This window comes from Allobosea sp. (genome assembly GCF_035944895.1).
Taxonomy (GTDB): Bacteria; Pseudomonadota; Alphaproteobacteria; order Rhizobiales; family Beijerinckiaceae; genus Allobosea.
Genome location: NZ_DASZAT010000006.1, coordinates 87,988 through 109,675, shown reverse-complemented (window position 1 = coordinate 109,675; position 21,688 = coordinate 87,988). Strand labels below are relative to the sequence as shown.

Genomic DNA, 21,688 nt, shown 5'->3' with positions numbered 1-21,688 from the left:
GATAAGACCATCGTCATTCCGGACAGGCGCCGGAGGCGCGCAGCTCCGGAATCCATCGAAAGACGCCGAAGCTTTCCGATGGATTCCGGCGCTCCAGCCGGAATGACGCAGCGGATTGAACGAAAGCGGCGCTGGCCTCAGCCCGCTGTGACCGGCCGCTCCGGGTCCTGCGTCCAGTCGGTCATCGAGCCATCGTAGAGCGAGACCTCCTCGCGCTCGAGCAGCTCCGACATCACGAACCAGTTGAGCGAAGCGGTGTGGCCGGTGTTGCAGTAGGAGATCACCGGCCCTTTCGACACCGGGCCGAACAGGGCTGCGAGATCGCTCGCCGGCTTGAACCGCCCGGTCGACGGATCGAAGGCCGCGGCGTAGTCGCGCGAGACGGCACCGGGGATGTGTCCGGCGCGGGTGGCCTCTGCCGCCTTTTCCTTGCCCTCGAAATAGCTGGCCGAGCGGGCATCGACGAGCGTTGCCAGCTTGCTGCGCGAGGCGACGAGGGTGGCGTCGGCGGTGCTGCGCAGCTTCTGCTGCATCACGACCGGGTAGGGTGAGGCGGATGCCGGCTTGGACGGCCCGGTCTCGATCCGCAGACCCGGAGCGGTTTGCCAGCCCTTGAAGCCGCCGTCGAGGATCGCCTGCTGACCATGGCCGATCAGCTTCAGCGTCCAGTAGACGCGCGTCGCGGCGGCAAGGTCGCTGGCGGTGAGCCCCGCTGGCACGATCACGACCTTGCTCGGCGGCGTGATGCCGAGCCGGCCCGCCAGCTCGGCGAGATGGTCGAGCGGCGGCAGCATGCCGGGCGCATTGCCGACCTTGGCGCGCCAGCCGTCGGCGGCGTAGTCGCTGTGCACGGCACCGGGGATATGGCCAGCCTCGAAGGCCTGGCGCCCGCCCTCCGCAGCGGCGCGAATGTCGATGATGACGAGATCGGGCGAGCCCAGCGCTCCGGCCAGGACTTCGGGGGATACCAGCCCCGAGGTCGGGATATCCGTCATTCCGCGGCCTCCTGTTGCAGTTCGTCGATGACCACGAGCGAGGTGCTCATCTGCGCGGTCGCCCCCAGCATGATCGAAGCGGAACAGTATTTTTCCTTCGACAATGTGACGGCGCGTTCGGCCTTGGCCTGCGACAGGCCACGACCGCTGACGCGATAGGCGATGTGGATCTTGGTGAAGACCTTCGGGTCCTCGCTCGCACGCTGGGCCTCGACCTCGACCTCGCAGCCGGTCACCGCCTCGCGGCCCTTCTTCAGGATCTGCACGACGTCGAAGCCGGTGCAGCCGGCGAGCCCGATCAGCAGCATCTCCATCGGCCGGATGCCGATATTGCGGCCGCCATATTCAGGCGCGCCGTCCATGATCACGGCATGGCCGCTGCCGGCCTCGCCCATGAAGGCCATGCCTTCGACCCATTTCGCCCGCGCCTTCATGGCCATCTCCTGTCGTCAGAACGTGTCGGGCGACAGGCTAACCCGCACTGCGCGTAGAAGGCGAGGGTGGCATCAGGCCGCGGCGAAGAGGTTGCCATGCGTGATGCGTAAGCGGATGCGCTCGCCGATCGCCGGAGCGACCTGGCTGGCGAGATCGACGTCGAGCCGCTTCGGCAGGCCATCGACCGCAACCTCGGCGCGGCGCAGCGGCCCGTTGCGCCTGAGATGCTCGACCACGCCGGGCAAAGCGAGCGGCGCGTCGTCGACGATGCGCAAGTGCTGCGGCCGGACATAGAGCGATGCCGGCCCACCCTGATTCTGGCGCAGGCCTCCGAGCACCGGCCGATCCTGGAAGAACGCCTGGCTGCCGACGACCTTGACCGGCAGATGGTTGGCGTCGCCGAGGAACTGGCAGACGAAGGGCGTCGCCGGGTGGTCGTAGACATCGTCGGGCGAGCCGACCTGCTCGAGCCGGCCGTCATGCAGGATCGCGACCCGGTCGGCGAGCTCCAGCGCCTCCTCCTGGTCGTGCGTGACGAAGACCGTGGTGTGACCGGTACGCTGGTGGAGCTGGCGAAGCCAGGCGCGCAGATCCTTGCGGACCTTGGCGTCGAGCGCGCCGAAGGGCTCGTCGAGCAGGAGCACGCGCGGCTCGATCGCCAGCGCCCGGGCGAGCGCGATGCGCTGGCGCTGGCCACCGGAGAGCTGGCTCGGATAGCGCTTCTCGAGGCCCGGCAGCTGGATCAGCTCGAGCAGTTCGGAGACACGCTTCCTGATCTCGGCAGGAGCGGGCCGCTCGGCGCGCGGACGTGACTTCAGCCCGAAGGCGATATTCTCGGCGACGCTCATCGTCTTGAACAGCGCATAGTGCTGGAAGACGAAGCCGATGCGGCGCTCGCGCAAGGAGAGCTCGCGCGTATCGGTCTCGCCGAAGAGCACGCGGCCGCGCTCGGCCTGCTCCAGCCCGGCGATGACGCGCAGCAGCGTCGTCTTGCCCGAGCCGGAGGGGCCGAGCAGCGCGACGAGTTCACCCGGCTGGATGTCGAGCGAGACGCCGCGCAGGGCCGGGAAGTTCTGGAAGCGCTTCTCGACGCTTTCGATGGTGACGGCGACCGACATGGGCTCTTCCACTCAGTGACGACGGCTGGCGGCGATCGCATCGGCGAAGCGCCATTCCAGCACGGTTTTCAGGACGAGCGTGACGAGGGCGAGGCCCGCCAGCAGCGAGGCGACGGCGAAGGCGGCAGCGCCCATGTACTCGTTGTAGAGGATCTCGACATGCAGCGGCATCGTCGTGGTCACGCCACGGATCTTGCCGGAGACGACGGCGACCGCGCCGAACTCGCCCATGGCGCGGGCATTGCAGAGCAGCACGCCGTAGAACAGGCTCCATTTCACGTTCGGCAGCGTCACCGTGAAGAAGGTGCGCCAGGGCGAGGCGCCGAGCGTCAGCGCCGTCTCCTCGTCGGCCGAGCCAAGCGACTGCATGTGCGGGATCAGTTCGCGCGCGACGAAGGGAAAGGTGACGAAGATCGTCGCCAGCAGGATGCCGGGCACGGCGAAGATGATCTTGAGGTCGTTGGCCGCAAGCCAGGGGCCGAAATAGCCCTGCGCCCCGAACAGCAGCACGAAGACCAGGCCCGAGATCACCGGCGAGACCGAGAAGGGCAGGTCGATGAAGCTGATCAGCAGGCTTTTTCCCCGGAACTCGAACTTGGCGATCGCCCAGGCGGCGGCGAGGCCGATGATCACGTTGAACGGCACCGCGATCGCCGCGATGAGCAGGGTCAAGCGGATCGCCGCCAAGGCATCGGGTTCGAGGATCGCCTCGCGGTAGGCCTGCCAGCCACGCGCCCCGGCTTCGACGAAGACCGAGATCAGCGGCAGGAACAGGAAGAGGCAGAGGAAGGCGAGCGAAACGGCGACCAGCACGACCTGGACGATGCGGGATTCGCCCTTGACGCGCCGGGCGGCGCGGGCGGGTGCGAGGTCCTCGATCTGATAGGGCAGGCTGGAGTCAGACATCGCCGAACCTCCGGCGGGCGCTGGCCTGGATCAGGTTGACCAGCAGGATCAGCGAGAAAGAGAGCAGCAGCATGATCGTCGCGACCACGGCCGCCCCGGCATAGTCGAACTGCTCCAGCCGGATCACGATCAGCAATGGCGCAATCTCGGAGACCATCGGCACATTGCCGGCGATGAAGATCACCGAGCCGTATTCGCCGACGGCTCGTGCGAAGGCGAGGACGAAGCCGGTGAGCAGTGCGGGCAGCACCGGCGGCAGCAGCACGGTGAAGACGGTGCGCCAGCGGCTGGCGCCGAGCAGCGCTGCGGCTTCCTCGATATCGGCCGGCAGCTCTTCCAGCACCGGCTGGATCGTGCGCACCACGAAGGGCAGGCCGATGAAGATCAGCGCCACCATCACGCCGAGCGGCGTATAGGCGACCTTGATGTTGTAGGGCGCAAGCAGGCTGCCGACCCAGCCATTGGGCGCATAGATCGCGGCGAGCGCGATACCGGCGACGGCCGTCGGCAGCGCGAAAGGCAGGTCGACCGCGGCATCGATCAGACGCCGGCCCGGAAAGTCGTAGCGGACGAGCACCCAGGCCAGGATCAGCCCGAAGACCGCATTCACCGTCGCTGCGAAGAAGGCCCCGAAGAAGGACAGTTTCAACGCGGCAAGCGTGCGCGGCGAGGTCGCCACAGCCCAGATGTCGGCCGGACCGGCGCTCGCCGCCTTGATGAAGAGCGCGGCGAGCGGAATCAGCACGATCAGCGACAGCGCCGTCACGGTGATGCCCAGCGCCAGGCCGAAGCCAGGCAGGATACTGGGCTCGCGCCAGCGGGAAACCGTCGCCGTCATGGCTCAGCGCGCCGGCTTGTAGAGCTGGTCGAAGGTGCCGCCGTCACCGAAATGGGTGGGTTGCGCCTTGGCCCAGCCGCCGAAGTTCTCGTCGATCGTGACGAGCTCGACCTTCGGGAAGCGGGCGATGTCCTTCGGGTCCGCAGCTTCCGGATTGCGCGGGCGATAGTAGTTCTTGGCGATGATCGCCTGGCCCTTCGGCGTGTAGAGGAATTCAAGATAGGCCTGCGCCTCGGCGCGGGTGCCCTTGGCGTCTACATTGCCGTCGACGATCGCGACCGGCGGTTCGGCCAGGATCGAGAGCGAGGGCACGACGATGTCGAACTTGTCCTCGCCGAATTCCTTCAGCGCCAGGAAGGCCTCGTTCTCCCAGGACAGGAAGACGTCGCCGATGCCGCGCTGGGTGAAGGTCGTGGTCGCGCCACGCGCGCCGGTGTCGAGCACCGGGACATTGGCGAGCAGCTTGCCGATATAGTCGCGGACCTTGGCCTCGTCCTTGTTGAAGGCCTTCTGCGCATAGGCCCAGGCGGCGAGGTAGTTCCAGCGGGCGCCGCCCGAGGTCTTCGGGTTCGGCGTGATGATCTGGACGCCCGGCTTCACCAGGTCGCCCCAGTCCTTGATCGCCTTCGGGTTGCCCTTGCGGACCAAGAAGACGATGGTCGAGGTGTAAGGCGAGGAGTTCTGCGGCAGGCGCTTCTGCCAGTCGAGCGGCAGCTTCTTCGAGCGCTCGGCGACCGCGTCGATGTCGCCGGCGAGCGCCAGCGTCAGCACGTCGGCATTGAGGCCGTCGATCACGGTGCGGGCCTGCGCGCCCGAGCCGCCATGCGACTGCCGGATCGTGCTGATCTTCTTGGCGTTCTTGGCGTTCCAGTCGGCGATGAAGGCCGCGTTGATCTCGCGATAGAGTTCGCGGGTCGGATCATAGGAGACGTTGAGCAACTCGGTCTGGGCGCGCGCACCGCTGATCACGCCGAAGCAGAGGGCGAAGGCTCCGAGCGCCAGGCCAGCTTGCAGCAGGCGGTGAAGTCTCTGTCGCGTCATCTCAGTGCTCCGTGTCGGACAGTCCGGAAAGCCGCGCAAACGGCTCAAAACTGTTCTAAAAAACAAACAGAACGTACTGAATTGGCGGTCATCGCTCAACTAGCGGGGGCAGTAGAGCCCTTCCAAACTTTTCGCGCCAGAGAGAAAACGCATCTCCGGAGGTTTGGTTCATTTCAGCCGTGCGCCAAATTTCCGCTCGCTGCAGCCGGCAGCGCAGCGCCCATGGCATGGCCGATCAGGACGAGGACCGGTCCCTTGCTCGGCAGCTCGCCGAGCCGTTCGGGCAGCCCCGCGATCGAGCTGGCGATGCGCATTTCCGCCGGGGTGGTGGCGCCGAGCACGGCGATCGCCGGCGTAGCCGGATCGAGTCCGGCGGCGAGCGCCTTTTCACGGAACAGCGGCAGGGTGGCGCGCGCCATGTAGAGCGCTGTGGTCGCGGCCGGGTCGGAGAGCGCCTTCCAGTCGAGATCCTGCGGCAGCTTGCCGTCGCGGGCATGGCCGGTGACGAACTGCAGGCGGCGGGCGTGATCGCGATGGGTCAAAGACAGGCCGAGCGAGGCGGCCGCACCTTGCGCCGCCGAGATGCCGGGTACGATCGCGACCGGGATGCCAGCGCGGTGGCAGGCTTCGATCTCCTCGCCGGCGCGGCCGAAGATACCGGGATCGCCGCCCTTCAGGCGGACGACATGCTTGCCCTGTCCGGCGAGCGAGACCAGCATCGCGTTGATGTCGTCCTGCTTCACAGCCGGACCATAGCCCTGCTTGCCGACCAGCATGCGCTTGGCCTCGCGCCGGGCGAGCTCGAGCACACCGGCCGAGACGAGGTCGTCATAGAGGATGATGTCTGCGCTCTGCAGCGCCCGGATCGCCTTCAGCGTCAGCAATTCCGGATCGCCAGGACCGGCGCCGACCAGGGTGACGCGGCCATGCGGCGTGCCGCCGCGCTCGATATCGTCGAGAACGGCCGCTAGGTCGCTGCGATCGTTCATATCCGGTTGGCGCTGCGGCTCGGCCAGGGCGCGGCTGGTGAAACGCTCCCAGAAATCGCGGCGGAGCGGAAATGCGAGCTCGCGTGCCTTGACCATCGGACGCCAGTCATGCGCTGCCTGCGCCCAGGCTTTGAGGCCGGAGGGCAGCAGCGCCTCGATCTTGGCGCGGATCGCCTGGCCGAAAACGGGAGCAGCACCGTCGGTCGAGATCGCGACCACGAGCGGCGAGCGATTGACCAGCGAGCCGAAGGCGAAATCGCAGAATTCGGGCTTGTCGACGATATTGACCGGCACACCGTTCTGCCGGGCAGCGGCGGCGAAGGCCCTGTCTTCGTCGAGGGAATCGATGTCGGCGATGGCGAGCGCGGCGCCGTCGAGATCGTCCGCCTGCCAGGTGCGCGGCAGCACCGTCACTGAACCGGCCGGCGGGTCGGCAGCGAGACCCGCGAAGACATCAGGCTGATCGCCAGCGAGGATCAGCAGATCGCTACCGGCAGCCGCGAGAAGTTCGGCCTTCCAGAGCGCGCCTTCGCTCGCGCCCGCGAGCACGACCTTGCGCCCTTCCAACTTGTGGAAGAGCGGCAGGGTGGCGAGCCGGTCGATCCGGCGCGGGGCGGTGGCTTCAGGGCGTCTTGCGTTCATCGTTGCGTCGCTGCGGCCTTCACATCAGGTTGCGTCCGGGTGTCGCCCGCAGGTGGCATGAACAACCACAGACCGGCAAGCACCAGGATGATAAGCCGGAAGCAAAGATCGAACCAGCGCTCGCGGGGGGCGGGAGCGGACTGGCTGATGGCACGGTCGATGTCGGTCAGCATGGCTTCCTCCCATTCATCGTCGCTATGGCGGTCGGCCGGCCGCCGCAGGCTGGATTGAGCCGAGCCGTGCATCGTCTCAGCCCGCCGCTGCATGTTTCAGCCGCGCCGAACGGCGCCGGTCGAGGATGTTGCCGCTGTCGCCATAGCCGCGCTGATAGCCATGGCTGATCTGGCCGAGGGCGTTGACCCATTGCTCGACCGGCTGGCGCGCGGCGCTCGCCTCGGGCAGTTCGACCTCGTCGAAGCCGCAGGCGAGGGCATAGGCGAACTGGTCGACGATCAGCGGCCCGCTGGCGCGTAAGCTGCCGGTGAAGCCGTGATTGCGGATCAGGCGCGCCAGGCTGAAGCCGCGTCCGTCGCCGAAGGAGGGGAAGCTGATCGCGATCAGCGAGAGCTGGCGCATCAACAGCTTCAGCTCGGGAATGCGGACGGTGTTGGGGATGACGACGCCGATGCGCTGGTCGCGCGTCTTCTGCGCCAGCGCCTCCGGCAATGCCGTCCACTCCACGAGCGCATGCGAGATGTTGTCGATCGCTGCGCCTTTGCTGCGCGTCCAGATCTCGGCCTTGGCGCCGTGACGATCAAGCAACGGCATGGCTGACCTCCTGAAAAGCCGCCTTGAACGGCGCGAGGCCGATGCGGCGAACATTGTCGATGAAGCTCTCGCCAGCCTGGCGCTGCGCCAGATAGACCGAGACGATGCGCTCGATCGCATCCGGCACGTCCTCGGCGGCAAGGCCGGGACCGAGGATTTCGCCGATCGCGGCGTTCTCGGTGGCGTCGCCGCCCAGCGTGATCTGGTAGGATTCGATGCCGCGCTTCTCGAGGCCGAGAATGCCGATATGGCCGACATGGTGGTGGCCGCAGGCATTGATGCAGCCGGAGATCTTGATGTTGAGGACACCGATCTCCTTCTGCCGGACGGGATCAGCGAAGCGCTGCGCCAGAGCCTGCGCAATCGGGATCGAGCGGGCCGTCGCCAATGCGCAATAGTCGAGGCCGGGGCAGGCGATGATGTCGGTGATCAGCCCGGCATTGGCGGTCGCCAGCTCAGCCTCGCCAAGGCGCTGCCAGACCGCGAACAGGTCCGACAGCTTCACATGCGGCAGGACGAGGTTCTGGGCGTGGGTGACGCGGATCTCCGACAGCGAGAACTCGTCGGCGAGATCGGCGACGACGCGCATCTGCTCACTGGTGGCATCGCCCGGAGGCGCGCCGATCGGCTTCAGCGAGATCGTCAATGCGGCATAGCCGGGCTGGCGGTGATCAGTCAGATTGGTCTCGACCCAGCGGGCGAAATCGGGGTTGCCGGCCCTTGCCGCCTCGAAGGCGCCGCTGGTTGCCGGCAACTTTTCATAGGTGGGCGGTGCGAAATAGGCGGCGATGCGCGCGACTTCGGCCGGGTCGGCATTGACCGAGGGGCCGTCGAGCCGGGCGAACTCCTCCTCGACGCGGCGGGAGAATTCCTCGGTGCCGATCTCGTGGACGAGGATCTTGACCCTGGCCTTGTACTTGTTGTCGCGCCGGCCTTCGAGATTGTAGACCCGCATGACCGCCTCGAGATAAGCGAGCAGGTCGGCCTTGGGCAGGAATTCGCGCACGACCTTGCCGATCATCGGGGTACGGCCGAGGCCGCCGCCGACGATGACCTCGTAGCCGATCTCGTGCGTATCCGGATGGCGCAGGATGCGCAGCCCGATATCGTGCGCCTTGATCACGGCGCGATCGTGCTCGGCGCCGGTCACCGCGATCTTGAACTTGCGCGGCAGGTAGTCGAACTCCGGATGCAGGCTCGACCATTGCCGGATCAATTCGGCCGTCGGGCGCGGATCCTCGACCTCGTCCTGCGCGACGCCGGCGAAATGGTCGGCCGTGACATTGCGGATGCAATTGCCCGAGGTCTGGATCGCGTGCATCTCGACATCGGCGAGCAGGTCGAGAATGTCCGGGATGTCGCGCAGCTTCGGCCAGTTGAACTGGAGATTGGTGCGCGTGGTGAAATGGCCGTAGCCGCGGTCGTAGCGCTCGCCGATCAGCGCGAGCTGGCGCATCTGCTTCGACGATAGCGTGCCATAGGGCACCGCGATCCGCAGCATATAGGCGTGCAGCTGCAGATAGACGCCGTTCTTCAGGCGCAGCGGCTTGAACTCATCCTCGGTCAACGAGCCGCTGATCCGGCGGCCGACCTGGTCGCGGAACTGCGCTACGCGCTCGCGCACAAAGCGTTCGTCGAATTCGTCGTAGCGATACATGCGTCAGGCTCTCAGAAAGGCTTGGGCGAGCGGCAGGTCGGCCTGCTTGCCGAGGTCGCGCCGGATGCTGGGGCCAGTCGTCTTCATCCGCTCACGGTAATGGCGCGGCACCGGCACGCCGTCCTCGATCGCGACATCGACGAGATAGGCGTCGACGACCTGCTGGTTGCCGAGCTCGGCTGCGGCAAAGGCATCGAGCCGGTCGGCGGTCGCATCGTCGTCGCCGACCAGCGCGGCGCCGGGATCGCGCGACCAATGCAGGCCATTCGCATCGCCCGCCGCGAAGACGACATCGCCGTCGAGCAGGTGGTTGGCCAGCAGGATCACCGGCAGGGCAGGGCGCTTGGCGGCAGCCATGAATGATGCTCGCTACGTTCGCTATTACGAACGTTTTACATAAGGCACAGGCCCTGGAGCATCAATTCACGTCAGGTAGTGTGATTTTTCTTATTCCCGTTCCAAAAGAGGAAATCTCTCTTCCGGGCTATTCGACTATCGAAATCCGGGGAAGCATTTTCTCCGGCGGAATCGTCAGCGTGGTGCGCAAGACTGGCCCAGCTTGCGCAACGCCGGGCCGACTCCCTTAAGCGGGATCACGTCGTAGCCCTTCTTGATGCCTTCCTGGCGGATGCGTAGCGAGCGGCCGCTGGATAGCACCGTGAGCATCTCGCCATCCGCACCGACCACGCGATAGGCGCCGCCGAACGGCCCTGACGTGTCCTTGAGACTGAGCGGGAAATCGCGGCCATCGACGGCCAGAGTGATCGGCCCTTCCGAGAGGATGCCAGGGATGTCGAGATAAAGGCCGAGTTGCTTGTCCGCCTCGCAGCGGATGAAGGCGCAGGACCAGGCATCGTCGGTCATCGTCGGGGAGCAACCCTGGATGGCGCGCCTGCTCTCGCCGTCGAAGATGCTCGGCTTCCACTCGGCTGCGGCTTCGCCCGTTGTGGCAAGACCAAGCAGCATGCCCAGGATCATGACCCGCATCGTCGCCTCACAAGGGTTCATGGCCAAACGCTAGGGACCGGACACTGCCGTGACAAGACGACAGCGGAATGGCCGGCCTCAGACCAATCCGCCCAGCCGATAACCCACCCCCGGCTCGGTCTCGATCAGCTTGGGCTCGGCTGGATCATCCTCGAGCTTCTGCCTGAGCTGGCCGACGAAGACGCGCAGGTACTGCACGTCATGCTCATGCGCCGGGCCCCAGACGGCGGTGAGGATCTGCTTATGGGTGAGGACCCTGCCATTGCCCTGTGCCAGGCAGGCGAACAGGTCATATTCCTTGGGCGAGAGCTTCACCGGAGCACCACCCTTGCTGATCCGGCGATTGACGAGGTCGATCTCGACATTGCCGACCTGCAGCGCCGGCTCCGAGCCCTGACGCTCCAGTCGATGGCGCAACGCGACGCGCAGCCGCGCCAGCAACTCGCCGACGCCGAACGGTTTCTCGACATAGTCGTCGGCGCCGGCATCGAGCGCGTCGATCTTCTCGGTCTCGCGGTCACGGGCCGAGAGGATGATCACCGGCCCGTCATAGAAGGCCCGCGCCTTGGCGAGCGCCTCCTTGCCGTCCATGTCGGGCAGGCCGAGATCGAGCACGACGGCGTCCGGCGGCTTGCGCGCGATCTCGCGCAGGCCGGTGGTGGCGTCGTCGGCCCGGATCGGCTCGTAGCCGGCAGCGTCGAGCGCCGGGCCAAGGAAGCGGTGGATCTGCGGCTCATCGTCGATGACGAGGATGCGCGGGCGAAAGGCGGTCATGATTTGCTTTCTCCGCCCGCGGCGTCCTTGCGCAGGCTGATCAGGATGCGGGTGCCGCCCTTGCTGCCGTCGGGGCGGTCATGGATCGGGCTGGCGGCGGCGATGCGCCCGCCCATGGCCTCGACGAAGCCCTTGGCGATGGCGAGCCCTAAGCCTGCGCCCTTGCCGCGCTCGCCACCGCGATCGATCGATTCCTCCAGCCGCCGGAACTTCTCGAAGACGCGTTCCAGCTCTGCGGTCGGGATGCCACGGCCTTCATCCTCGATCGAGATCACGACATTGCCGCGATCCTCATAGGCGGCTGCCTCGATCAGAGCGCCGTCCTCGCTATAGGCAATCGCATTTTCGAGGATGTTGACCAGAACCTGTTCGAGCAGGCCTGCATCGGCCCGGACCACGGAAAGCTCCGCCGGAAAATCACGCTGGACGCGGCGCTGTCCGAGCCGGCGCGAGATGCGCGACAGCGCCGAGGCGATCACGTCGCGCACATCGGTCCAGTCACGCCGCGCCACCAACGCCCCGCCTTCGAGCCTGGTCATGTCGAGCAGGTCGCCGACATAGCGGTTCAGCCGCTCGGCCTCCTCTCGGATCGAGAGCAGCAGGTCGTCGCGCACGGCCGGCCGCATGCCCTCGCCATAGTCGATCAATGTCGTCGCCGAGCCGAGCACGGTGGCGAGCGGCGTGCGCAGATCATGGCTGACCGAGTTGAGCAGGGCCGAGCGCAGTCGGTCGCTACGGCGCAGCGCTTCGGCGTCGACGGCGGCGGCGGCGAGTTCGGCCCGCTCGATCGCGATCGCGCCCTGATCGAGCAGTGCCATTGCGAAGCGGGCGTTCTCTGCCGTCGCCAGCGCCTTGGGCTCGAAGCCGACGACGCCGGAGCGGGCCCGCACACCCTGCAGCGGCCGGAAGGTCCATGGCACGTTCGGCAAGGTGCCGGTGCCGGCACCGGCCGGCTCGCCGCGGTTCCAGGTCCAGCGGGCCGCGGTCATGTCGGCGGTCGAAAGCACTTCGAGTTCGGGCGCGCCGGCGGCGGGAGCGATCTCACCATCGACCGGCAGCAGCACCACGACCTTGCCCGAGGTCGCGGCCGAGACCTGCTCGGCCAGGATCGAGGCGACGTCCTCGCGCCGCGCCGCGGCGGAGAGACGACGGCTGGCAGCGAGGAGGGCAGTGATCGCCGAGGCGCGCCGTGCCGTCGCCCTAGCCTGGTCGCGAATGCGCCCGGTCAGGCCGCCCGTCGTCAGCGCCACCGCGAAGAAGACCATGAAGGTCAGGACATCGCCGGGATGGCCGATCCAGAAGGAGAGGCGCGGCTCCAGAAAGAAGAAGTTGTAGGCGAAGGCGGCAAGTGCCGCCGCGGTCACCGCCGGCCAGAGCCCGAAGGCGAGGCCGGCGCCGAGCACGCTGACCAGGAACAGCATGGCGAGGTTGACGTTCTCGACCCGCTTGTCGATGAGCTCGGCGAGGCCGATTACGACCCCAACCATGGCGACCGCGCCGAGATGGGCGAGCCAGTTGAGCCGCGCGGACGACGCGCTCGCAACCGCTGGCCGCGCCGGCCCGGTCGTGACCTCGGTGATGATATGCAGCGCAGCACCGTTCTGCGCCTTCAGCAATTCGGGCGCGAGAGACGGCCTGAACCAGGAGCGCCAGCCCCTGCGATGCGATTTACCGACGACGATCTGGGTAACGTTGTTGCGGCGGGCATAGTCGAGTACGGCGCCGACGAGGTCGTCGCCGTTCAGCACGACGCTGGCGCCGCCCAATTGCTCCGCAAGCTTCAGCGCCTCGGCGAGATGGGCGCCACGGCCGGCATCCGGCTCGGTCCCGCTCGGCCGCTCGACATGAGCGACGATCCAGGGCGCATCCATCATCATGTCGGAGAGGCGCCGTCCGGCCCGGACCAGCGAGCCGGCCATGGCGTCCGGGCCGATTAGCACGAGGATGCGCTCTCCCGCAGCCCAGGGTCCCTCGACGCCGGCGCGCTTCATCGCCTGGCTGAGCTGGTCGTCGACCGTCTGGGCGGCCCGGCGCAGCGCCAGTTCACGCAGCGCCGTCAGGTTCTCGGGCTTGAAGAAGTTGCCGGCGGCGAGCCGCGCCGTCTCGGGGACATAGACCTTGCCCTCCTCCATGCGCTGGCGGAGCTCGGTCGGGGTGATGTCGATCAGCTCGATCTCGTCGGCGCGGCTGAGGGCGCTGTCCGGCACCGTCTCGCGCTGGCGCACGCCGGTGATCTTCCAGACCACGTCGACCAGGCTTTCGAGATGCTGGACGTTCAGCGTGGTCCAGACGTCAATCCCGGCCTGCAGCAATTCCTCGACATCCTGCCAGCGCTTGGGGTGGCGGCTGCCGGGTGCGTTGGAATGGGCGTATTCGTCGACCAGCAACAGCCTCGGCTTCAGCGCCAGCGCCGCGTCGAGGTCGAACTCCATCATCAGCCGGCCGCGGTGCTCGAGCGGCCGGCGCGCCATCACCTCGAGCCCGTCGAGCAGCTCTTCCGTCTCGCGCCGACCATGCGTCTCGACGACGCCCACCAGCACCTCGCCATGCTCTGCCTGGGCGCGCCGGCCTTGCGTCAGCATCTCGTAGGTCTTGCCGACGCCTGGCGCCATGCCGAGAAAGATCTTCAGCCGGCCGCGCTTGCCGCGGCCGGCTGAAGCCAGCAGGGCGTCGGGGTCGGGCCGCCCTGCCTCGCGGAACTGGGATTCGTCGGTTGCCATCGAACCTAACGTTGAGCGCGCGGCCAGCGCGCGTCGAGTGCCAAATTGACGGCTAGCACATTGACGCGCGGCTCGCCGAGCAGGCCGAAGGTCGAGCCCTCGGTATTGGCGGCGATCACCGCCTGGACCTCAGCCGCCGGGACCTTGCGGGCCGCGGCGATGCGCGGAACCTGCCGCGCCGCATTGGCCGGCGAGACATGCGGGTCGAGCCCCGAGCCCGAGGTGGTCACGGCATCGACCGGAATCGGCGCCGTGCTCTCGGCCCGCAGCGCCTCGGCGTCGGTCTTGATGCGGGCGGCCAGGTCCTCGTTCAGAGGCCCGAGATTGGAGCCGGACGAGCCGGAGGCATCATAGCCGTCCTTGCCAGCGGCCGAAGGGCGAGGGCGCAGATAGGCCTCGTCCTTGAAGTTCTGGCCGATCCAGCGCGAGCCGACGATCTCGCCGGAGGCGTTGCGGATCAGCGAGCCGCCGGCCTGGGCCGGGAACAGCGCCTGCGCCAGCCCGGTGACCCCCAGCGGGTAGGCGAGGCCGAGTAGGGCGGTGAAGAGGACCATCGAGACGATGGCGGGGCGAAGATTGGCAATCATGATACGGCTCCTATCTGGCCGTCAGACGAGCTTGAGGGCGGCGAGGGCGAGATCGATCAGCTTGATGCCGATGAAGGGCGCGATGATCCCGCCGATGCCGTAGAGGGTGAGATTGCGCGAGAGCAGCTTGGCCGCGCCGATCGCCCGGTAGCGCACGCCGCGCAGGGCGAGCGGGATCAGTGCGACGATGACCAGCGCATTGAAGATCACCGCCGAGAGGATGGCGCTCTGCGGGCTGGCCAGCCCCATGATGTTGAGCGCGCCGAGCGCCGGCAGCGAGACGACGAAGAGCGCCGGAATGATCGCGAAATACTTGGCGACGTCGTTGGCGATCGAGAAGGTGGTGAGCGCGCCGCGGGTGATCAGCAGCTGCTTGCCGACCTCGACGATCTCAAGGACCTTGGTCGGGTCGCTGTCGAGATCGACCATATTGCCGGCCTCGCGCGCTGCCTGCGCACCGGTCTGCATGGCGACACCGACATCGGCCTGCGCCAAGGCAGGGGCATCGTTGGCGCCGTCGCCGCACATCGCCACGAGCCGGCCCTTGGCCTGCTCGGTGCGGATGATCCGCAGCTTGTCCTCAGGGGTCGCCTCGGCAAGAAAGTCGTCGACACCGGCTTCCGAGGCGATCGCCGCGGCGGTGACGGGATTGTCGCCGGTGATCATCACCGTCCGTACGCCCATGCGGCGCAGATCGGCGAAGCGCTCCTTCACGCCCGGCTTCACGACGTCCTTGAGATGGATCACGCCGACCAGCGCGCCGTTCTCGCTGACGGCGAGCGGCGTGCCGCCCGAGCGGGCGATGCCGTCGACCGCCTGGCGCAGCTCCGCCGGCACCTGGCTCTCAGTGAGGTCGAGCGTCTTGATGACGGCATCGACCGCGCCCTTGCGCCAGGATTTGCCGTCATGGTCGAGGCCAGACTGACGCGTGGTGGCGCTGAACGGGATCGCGGTGGCCCCGGCCGGTATTTCGGCGGCGACACCCTGGTTGCGAGCGAGCTCGACGATCGAGCGGCCTTCCGGCGTCTCGTCGGCGAGCGAGGCCATCAACGCGGCCCGCAGCGCCGCATCCGGACGCACGCCCGGAACCGGGATCACCTCGACTGCCATGCGGTTACCGAAGGTGATGGTGCCGGTCTTGTCGAGCAGCAGCGTATCGACGTCGCCAGCGGCCTCGACCGCACGGCCCGAGGTCGCCAGCACGTTGACCTTGAGCAACCGGTCCATGCCGGCGATGCCGACGGCGCTGAGCAGGCCGCCGATCGTGGTCGGGATCAGCGTGACGAAGAGCGCACCGAGCACCATCGGGTCGAGCGAGACGCCGGAGAAGGCGCCAAGACCAGTGAGGGTGACCACGGCGATCAGGAAGACCAGAGTCAGGCCGGCGAGCAGCACCGCGAGCGCCAGCTCGTTCGGCGTCTTCCTCCGGTCGGCGCCCTCGACCATCGCGATCATGCGATCGAGGAAGGAGGAGCCGGGCCGCGAGGTCACGCGGACCTTGATCCAGTCGGAGACGACGGTAGTGCCGCCGGTAACCGCCGAGCGGTCGCCACCGCTCTCGCGGATCACCGGGGCGGATTCACCGGTGATCGCGGCCTCGTTGACCGAGGCGACACCCTCGATGATCTCGCCATCGGCCGGGATGACATCGCCAGCCTCGACAAGGACGATGTCGCCGGGTGCGAGTTCGTGAGCCGGCGTCGGGATCATCGCATTGCGCTCGGCATCGATGATCAGCTTGGCCTTGGTGGTGACGCGGGTGGCGCGCAGCGAATCCGCCGCCGCCTTGCCGCGGCCCTCGGCGATCGCCTCGGCGAAGTTGGCGAAGACCACGGTGAGCCAGAGCCAGATCGCGATCTGGATCGGGAAGGCCGCAGCCTGCCCATTGGCGATTGCGACGATGGCCGAGACGGTTGCGAGCGCGGCGACGACCTCTGTGGCGAGGATGACCGGATTGCCGGTCAGTTCGCGCGGATCGAGCTTTGCGAGGGCGCTCTTCAGGGCCGTCAGTACGACGGCCTGGTTGAAGGCGCTGGACTTGGCGAGTGAGACACTCATCGAGAGAGTTCCTTTGTCGGCTCAGCGAGTGGCCGCAAGCACCTGGAAGTGCTCGACGATCGGCCCGAGCGCGAGCGCGGGGAAGAATTGCAGGCCGCCCAGGATCAGGATGATGCCGATGAGCAGGCCGACGAAGAGCGGGCTATCGCTCGGCAACGTGCCGGCGGTCGGCGCGAGCTTGGGCTTGGCGGCGATGGCGCCGGCCATGGCGATCACCGGGATCATGTAGGCGAAACGGCCAAGCAGCATGGCGATGCCGAGCGTGGTGTTCCACCAGGGCGCGTTGGCGGTAAGGCCGGCGAAGGCCGAACCGTTGTTCCCCGCTGCCGAGGAATAGGCATAGAGGATCTCGGAGAGCCCGCGCGGCCCCTTGTTCAGCAAGCCCTCGAGCGCGACCGGCAGCACGGCGGCGATGGCCGAGAATCCGAGGATGGCCAGCGGCAGGATCAGCACCGCCAGCATGGCGAACTTGATCTCACGGCTCTCGACCTTCTTGCCGAGATATTCCGGCGTGCGCCCGACCATCAGGCCGGCGACGAAGACCGCGAGCAGCGCCATCACCACCATGCCATAGAGACCGGAGCCGACGCCGCCGGGCAGGATCTCGCCGAGCTGCATCAGGAACATCGCGACGCCGCCACCGAGCGGCATGAACGAGCCGTGCATGGCATTGACCGAGCCGTTCGAGGCGCCGGTGGTCTGCGCCGCCCAGACGGACGAAGCGGCTGCGCCGAAGCGCACTTCCTTACCCTCCATGTTGGCGGGTGCGTCGGTGATGCCGGCGGCGACCATTGCGGGCTGCGGCGTCAGCGTCTCCGAGGAATAGATCGCGGCGGCACCGAGGCCGACCAAGATCACCATCGCGGCGAGCAGCGCGCGGGCCTCCTTGCGGGCGCCGGCAACACGCCCGAAGGCGATGACGGTGCCGAAGGCAAGGGCATTGAGCGAGACGACTTCGATCAGATTGGTCAGCGGCGTCGGGTTCTCGAGCGGATGCGCCGAGTTGACGTTGAACAGGCCGCCGCCATTGGTGCCCCATTGCTTGATCGCTTCCTGGCTGGCGACCGGGAAGAGGGCGATGATCTGGTCAGCGCCTTCCAGCGTCTTGGCGATGACATTGGCGATGAGGCTCTGCGGCACGCCAGCGGCGACGAGCGCGAGCGCCGTGATGATCGATACCGGCAGCAGCACGTAGAGGACGGAGCGGGTCAGATCGACCCAGAAATTGCCGAGCGTCTCGCCGCGATCGGCGGCGAAGGCACGCGCCACGGCGGCCGCGACGGCAAGGCCGGCGCCGGCCGAGACGAAGTTCTGCACGGTCAGGCCAGCCATCTGGCTGAGGCCGCTCAGCGTCGTCTCGCCGCCATAGGACTGCCAGTTCGTGTTGGTCACGAAGCTGACGGCCGTATTGAAGGCGAGATGCGGCGACAGGCCGTCGAAGCCCTGCGGGTTCAGTGGGAGGAGCCCCTGCAATCGTAGCTGCGCGTAGAGCAGCACGAAGCCGACCGCGCTGAAGGCGAGCACGGAGCCGGCATAGCCGAGCCAGCCCTGGCCCTTGTTCCTGTCGATGCCGAGCGCGGCGTAGAAGCCGGCCTCGACCGGCTTCAGCACCAGGTCGAGCGGTGTACGCTCGCGCGCCCAGACGCGCGCCATGTAGATGCCGAGCGGCCAGCCCACGGCTACCGTCAGCGCGATCGTGAAGACGATCTCTGCCCAGCCCCGCCAATCCATGCGAGGTCTCCTTTTTTCTTGTTGTCTCAGAAGCGGTCGGGGCGCAGCAGCGCGGCGACCATGTAGACCGCGAGCCCGAGGGCGGCGGCGGCATAGAGCAAGGTCAGGCCCATGGCATCAGACCTTGCGCAGCAGCGCTGCGTACCAGCCGAAGAGCGCGAAGGCCCCGGCTCCGAGCGCGAGAAAGACGATATCGGCCATGACGGATCTCCAGCCTGGTTTCAGACCGGAGATGTGGTGCCGGGCCTGCTAAGCGGTCGAGCGGGAAGGGCGGGCGGGAGCATAAGGGCGGCGTAAAGATGCCCGAGCCGGACCACGCGAGAGCCTTGGCGCGCGATGCTGCATCGGCCGCACGACGAAACCAGAAGGAGATCGGAGGATCGGGAAAAGAAGCGTCAGCTCGCCGCTTCCAGCCCCACGATGGCGAGGAAGCCCGATAATGCGAGGCTCGCCCAGAAGAAATCGTTGAGAACGCCGTGCAGAGGCGCAGCTCCCATGGTCACCGCAGACAGGCCGCCGGCCAGGAACAGCGCCGACGCCGCAACAAGGCTGTTCATGATGTCCTCCCGCATTTTGGCTTCGAACGCGGTGGGAGCGATTCCGTTCCCCCGATTCGATGCGGTATCAAATCACTTGTTTTGATCAGATCATCGCACATCAATAATTGCGGTGATGTGACAAAGGGCAACCAGGAGAAACGGCATGACGCATCGCTTGAGTGGCGCCTGTCATTGCGGCGCGATCGGGCTCGAATTGACGCTGCCGCGCCCGCCCGAGGAGGAGATCGTCGGTGCTTGCCAATGCTCCTTCTGCCGCAAGCACAATGCCCGGACGGTCTCCGATCCCGGGGCACGGGCCCGGCTCATCGTGCGCGAGCCCGCTGGGCTCCAGCGCTATCGTTTTGGGCTCGAAGCGTCGCAGGTCGCCCTCTGCCGCCGCTGCGGCGTCTACGTCGCCATGCTGATGATCGAGGAAGGCAAGGCCTGGACCACGATCAATATCGATACGCTCGACGAACGCACCCGCTTCACCAGGCCGGCCGAGCCGCGCGATTTCAGCGGCGAGGCATTGGAGGGGCGGCGCGAACGCCGCAAGGCGCGCTGGACGCCGACCGAGCTGGTCGGCTGGCCGGAGGCGTGAAGCCGGTTAGGCAGCCGGCGCGGCGAGCTGCGCCAGTTGTTCCCGCACCGCCTCGGAGAACGGCCGCGCCTTGCGCGTCGCCTCGTCCATCTGGACGATCACCGAAAGCCCGCTGGCGACGCAGCGCTCGCCCTGGAAGATCGCCTGCTCGAGCCGGACGGAACTGCGACCGATCGAGGCGATGCGCGTGCCGATCTCGACCTCGCCGGGCCAGAGCAACTCCGCCCGGAAATCCAGCTCCAGCCGGGCGAGGACGAAGGCCGTTCCCGGCTCGGCCAGCTTGCGGGCGTGACCGTAGATCAGCTCGACGCGGCCGGTTTCGAGGAAGGTCGAGAACACCGCGTTGTTGACGTGGCCCTGTCGGTCGGTGTCGCCATAGCGGAGCTTGTCCTTCGCCCGCAGCGGAAAATCGGTGATGGCGAGTTCGTCCGGCATGGCAGGCCCCGTTCTGTGACGCAGCCTTCAAACGCGATCGGCTGGCGCGAGGCAAGCCGTGACGCGCGGGAGCCCTTCAGGCCAGCACGTCGCGATAGTCGGGATGACGATGCGCCCAGGCGGCGACGAAGGAGCAGCGAGGCACCACGCGCCGCCCACTGGCCCGGGCGATCCTGAAGATGCCCTCCGCCAGTTGCGAGCCGATGCCGCGCCCGTTGAAGGCCGGCGGAACCTCGCTATGGGTGACGACGATCCGGTCGCCGTCGCGACGATAAACGGCAAAAGCCTGTCCGCCCGGGAAATCGAGTTCGAAACGCCCGGCCTCGGGCCGTTCGACGACCTCGGCCCGGCTGGCTTCGACATGCTGAGTCATGGCTCGCCTCCATCGGCACACGCAAGGATGGGCGCCGCTTCGACCACAATGTGGGAGTGGCGCGAGCGCTTGTCTGCCGTTGCGATCATGCGGAGGACGAATGGCAGGGCTGCGGGCGAACCTCAGCCCTGCAGAGCCTGGTCAGGACAGCCATTCCTGTTCGCGGCGGCGGGCGCGCTCACCCTTGAGCTCGTCCTCCGCGCCATGATCGACGACCTCCTCGCTGCGGTTGCGGAAGGTCCAGATCGCCTTCGCCGCCTCCCAATGATCATGGTCGCGGCCTTCCGGCTGTCCTTCTTCCATCCAGAGCGCATAGGCGATCTTGCGGATCTCGCGCTCGGCCTTGCCAGTATGACTCATCTCGTCCTCCTGGTTCCGTTGCGGTCGACGAGGAAACGACGGAACGCCATGGAGCGTTCCGCGCCTCCCACTCAATCTGTCACGGCAATGTGGCGCTCGCATGAGCCCCTTCGGAGGCAGGCGCGAGCTCCTTTGGAGAGAGGCCGGCCTTACTCCGCAGCCGCCGGGGCAGGGGTCGTCATCTGCTCGAAGCAGTCGAGCGTCCGCGCCGAATAGACCAGCGCCGCCCCCGCGTTCATCGCGATCGCGACGCCGAGCGCCTCGGCGATCTCCTCGCGGCTGACCCCGGCCTTGATCGCCGCATCGACATGGGTGGTGATGCAGCCGTCGCAGCGCGTGGTGACGGCGACGGCGAGCGAGATCAGCTCACGGGTGCGGGCGTCGAGATGCGTGGTCTTGGCCGCCCCACCGGCCAGAGCGACATAGCCGCGAAGCGCGTCCGGCGCAGCCTTGCCGAAATCCCCGACGCGGCCCTTCAGCTCGGTGCGATAAGTGGTCCAGTCCAGCATGGCGCTACCCTCCGTCGTGAGATCGGCCCGGTGATCGGCCGGCGACGATTGTTAGGCTGAGGGGTGGGCGGGCGCCAGCGAGATGCCGGAGCATCGGGCGGGCTCCTGCCACGTCGGCGCTTGAAGAATGCGAGCCGGCCCCCAAATGCCGGTCAGAGGGTGCCATCGTCTCCTGTGAAGCGGAGCTCGCCATGAACCAAGAGAAGCTGAGGCAATTCCACCGGCAATCGATCGAGAAGGCCTTGCGCGCCGGACTTCCCGCCTATTTCCTGGACGAATGCGACGACGAGGGAGTGATCCGGGTCAAGCCCAGCGGCACGGCCGAGCGGATCGTCATCCAGCAGGGCAGGGCGCAAGTGCAGCCCTTCGAATGCCGGGCCTGCTGAGCAGGTCAGCCTCGATCATCTGCCCTTCGACATCGGCAGATCAAAATGGAAAGGCGGTGCCAGAGCGCCGCCTTTTGTCAGGTGCGGACATGACCGCCTGTCGACACCCGCACCGCCACGTCTGAAGGCACCAAACTGGTGCTTCCAGGCTCCCAGCCCTGCGGCAACGCGAAGAGCCGGCGCATATTGTCCAGGAATACATGGCGGAAGGGGTGGGAGGTTACGCCACCCAGCCGATA

General features: G+C 67.2%; 25 protein-coding genes. 2 read left to right on the top strand and 23 right to left on the bottom strand.

From position 1 onward, the window contains the following. Nucleotides 1-137: 137 nt before the first annotated feature. The 19 genes from VGV58_RS09105 to VGV58_RS09020 form a co-directional block, all read right to left on the bottom strand. The gene (locus tag VGV58_RS09105; protein ID WP_326873699.1) at nt 138-995 is read right to left on the bottom strand and encodes a sulfurtransferase; all 858 of its coding nucleotides are present in this window, start codon (nt 993-995) and stop codon (nt 138-140) included. Continuing rightward, the gene (locus VGV58_RS09100; RefSeq protein ID WP_326873698.1) at nt 992-1,429 is read right to left on the bottom strand and encodes an OsmC family protein; all 438 of its coding nucleotides are present in this window, start codon (nt 1,427-1,429) and stop codon (nt 992-994) included. Before VGV58_RS09100 ends, VGV58_RS09105 begins: the two co-directional genes overlap by 4 nt. A gap of 72 nt (nt 1,430-1,501) precedes the next feature. Next, a complete protein-coding gene (locus VGV58_RS09095) occupies nt 1,502-2,548 on the bottom strand; it encodes a sulfate/molybdate ABC transporter ATP-binding protein (RefSeq protein WP_326873697.1) in 1,047 nt (348 codons plus the stop codon). Between the two features lie 12 nt (nt 2,549-2,560). Beyond that, on the bottom strand, nt 2,561-3,454 hold the full coding sequence (gene cysW, locus VGV58_RS09090) for a sulfate ABC transporter permease subunit CysW (RefSeq protein ID WP_326873696.1): 894 nt from the start codon (nt 3,452-3,454) through the stop codon (nt 2,561-2,563). Further along, on the bottom strand, nt 3,447-4,292 hold the full coding sequence (cysT, locus tag VGV58_RS09085; protein WP_326873695.1) for a sulfate ABC transporter permease subunit CysT: 846 nt from the start codon (nt 4,290-4,292) through the stop codon (nt 3,447-3,449). Before cysT ends, cysW begins: the two co-directional genes overlap by 8 nt. Nucleotides 4,293-4,295: 3 nt before the next feature. Next, nucleotides 4,296-5,333: a sulfate ABC transporter substrate-binding protein gene (locus VGV58_RS09080; protein WP_326873694.1), complete on the bottom strand. Its 1,038-nt coding sequence runs from the start codon at nt 5,331-5,333 to the stop codon at nt 4,296-4,298. A 173-nt stretch (nt 5,334-5,506) separates the two neighbouring features. Continuing rightward, on the bottom strand, nt 5,507-6,964 hold the full coding sequence (cysG, locus tag VGV58_RS09075) for a siroheme synthase CysG (protein ID WP_326873693.1): 1,458 nt from the start codon (nt 6,962-6,964) through the stop codon (nt 5,507-5,509). Further along, nucleotides 6,961-7,137, bottom strand: a complete 177-nt coding sequence (locus tag VGV58_RS09070) for a hypothetical protein (RefSeq protein WP_326873692.1) — start codon at nt 7,135-7,137, stop codon at nt 6,961-6,963. The genes cysG and VGV58_RS09070 overlap by 4 nt, the downstream gene beginning before the upstream one ends. Before the next feature lie 76 nt (nt 7,138-7,213). Continuing rightward, a complete protein-coding gene (locus tag VGV58_RS09065; protein WP_326873691.1) occupies nt 7,214-7,732 on the bottom strand; it encodes a DUF934 domain-containing protein in 519 nt (172 codons plus the stop codon). Next, the gene (locus VGV58_RS09060) at nt 7,719-9,389 is read right to left on the bottom strand and encodes a nitrite/sulfite reductase (RefSeq protein WP_326873690.1); all 1,671 of its coding nucleotides are present in this window, start codon (nt 9,387-9,389) and stop codon (nt 7,719-7,721) included. Before VGV58_RS09060 ends, VGV58_RS09065 begins: the two co-directional genes overlap by 14 nt. 3 nt (nt 9,390-9,392) lie before the next feature. Further along, entirely contained in the window at nt 9,393-9,746 is a 354-nt protein-coding gene (locus VGV58_RS09055) for a DUF2849 domain-containing protein (RefSeq protein ID WP_326873689.1), read from the bottom strand. 174 nt (nt 9,747-9,920) lie between these two features. After that, the gene (locus VGV58_RS09050) at nt 9,921-10,376 is read right to left on the bottom strand and encodes a hypothetical protein (RefSeq protein ID WP_326873688.1); all 456 of its coding nucleotides are present in this window, start codon (nt 10,374-10,376) and stop codon (nt 9,921-9,923) included. A gap of 78 nt (nt 10,377-10,454) precedes the next feature. After that, entirely contained in the window at nt 10,455-11,150 is a 696-nt protein-coding gene (locus tag VGV58_RS09045; protein WP_326873687.1) for a winged helix-turn-helix domain-containing protein, read from the bottom strand. Then, nucleotides 11,147-13,870, bottom strand: a complete 2,724-nt coding sequence (locus tag VGV58_RS09040) for a sensor histidine kinase KdpD (RefSeq protein WP_326873686.1) — start codon at nt 13,868-13,870, stop codon at nt 11,147-11,149. The genes VGV58_RS09045 and VGV58_RS09040 overlap by 4 nt, the downstream gene beginning before the upstream one ends. Nucleotides 13,871-13,875: 5 nt before the next feature. Beyond that, complete coding sequence (kdpC, locus tag VGV58_RS09035) at nt 13,876-14,457, bottom strand: potassium-transporting ATPase subunit KdpC (RefSeq protein ID WP_326873685.1); 582 nt, start codon at nt 14,455-14,457, stop codon at nt 13,876-13,878. A gap of 21 nt (nt 14,458-14,478) precedes the next feature. Beyond that, on the bottom strand, nt 14,479-16,515 hold the full coding sequence (kdpB, locus tag VGV58_RS09030) for a potassium-transporting ATPase subunit KdpB (RefSeq protein WP_326873684.1): 2,037 nt from the start codon (nt 16,513-16,515) through the stop codon (nt 14,479-14,481). A 21-nt stretch (nt 16,516-16,536) separates the two neighbouring features. Then, nucleotides 16,537-18,246, bottom strand: coding sequence for a potassium-transporting ATPase subunit KdpA (gene kdpA, locus VGV58_RS09025; protein WP_326873683.1), 1,710 nt, complete (start codon nt 18,244-18,246; stop codon nt 16,537-16,539). A 26-nt stretch (nt 18,247-18,272) separates the two neighbouring features. After that, the gene (gene kdpF / locus VGV58_RS28850) at nt 18,273-18,359 is read right to left on the bottom strand and encodes a K(+)-transporting ATPase subunit F (RefSeq protein WP_091828939.1); all 87 of its coding nucleotides are present in this window, start codon (nt 18,357-18,359) and stop codon (nt 18,273-18,275) included. A 282-nt stretch (nt 18,360-18,641) separates the two neighbouring features. After that, nucleotides 18,642-18,803 carry a hypothetical protein gene (locus tag VGV58_RS09020; protein ID WP_326873682.1) on the bottom strand — a complete coding sequence of 54 codons (162 nt, stop codon included), beginning with the start codon at nt 18,801-18,803 and terminating at the stop codon, nt 18,642-18,644. A 145-nt stretch (nt 18,804-18,948) separates the two neighbouring features. On the opposite strand from VGV58_RS09020, the gene VGV58_RS09015 reads away from it, so the two are divergent. Beyond that, a complete protein-coding gene (locus VGV58_RS09015) occupies nt 18,949-19,386 on the top strand; it encodes a GFA family protein (protein WP_326873681.1) in 438 nt (145 codons plus the stop codon). A 6-nt stretch (nt 19,387-19,392) separates the two neighbouring features. Here the strand turns inward: VGV58_RS09015 and VGV58_RS09010 are convergent, their stop codons facing one another. The 4 genes from VGV58_RS09010 to VGV58_RS08995 form a co-directional block, all read right to left on the bottom strand. Continuing rightward, nucleotides 19,393-19,821 carry an acyl-CoA thioesterase gene (locus VGV58_RS09010; RefSeq protein ID WP_326873680.1) on the bottom strand — a complete coding sequence of 143 codons (429 nt, stop codon included), beginning with the start codon at nt 19,819-19,821 and terminating at the stop codon, nt 19,393-19,395. 76 nt (nt 19,822-19,897) lie between these two features. After that, a complete protein-coding gene (locus VGV58_RS09005; RefSeq protein WP_326873679.1) occupies nt 19,898-20,194 on the bottom strand; it encodes a GNAT family N-acetyltransferase in 297 nt (98 codons plus the stop codon). Between the two features lie 141 nt (nt 20,195-20,335). Next, entirely contained in the window at nt 20,336-20,554 is a 219-nt protein-coding gene (locus VGV58_RS09000; protein WP_326873678.1) for a DUF2934 domain-containing protein, read from the bottom strand. 149 nt (nt 20,555-20,703) lie between these two features. Then, nucleotides 20,704-21,063, bottom strand: coding sequence for a carboxymuconolactone decarboxylase family protein (locus VGV58_RS08995; protein WP_326873677.1), 360 nt, complete (start codon nt 21,061-21,063; stop codon nt 20,704-20,706). A gap of 191 nt (nt 21,064-21,254) precedes the next feature. On the opposite strand from VGV58_RS08995, the gene VGV58_RS08990 reads away from it, so the two are divergent. Further along, nucleotides 21,255-21,449 carry a hypothetical protein gene (locus VGV58_RS08990; protein WP_326873676.1) on the top strand — a complete coding sequence of 65 codons (195 nt, stop codon included), beginning with the start codon at nt 21,255-21,257 and terminating at the stop codon, nt 21,447-21,449. Nucleotides 21,450-21,688 lie beyond the last annotated feature (239 nt).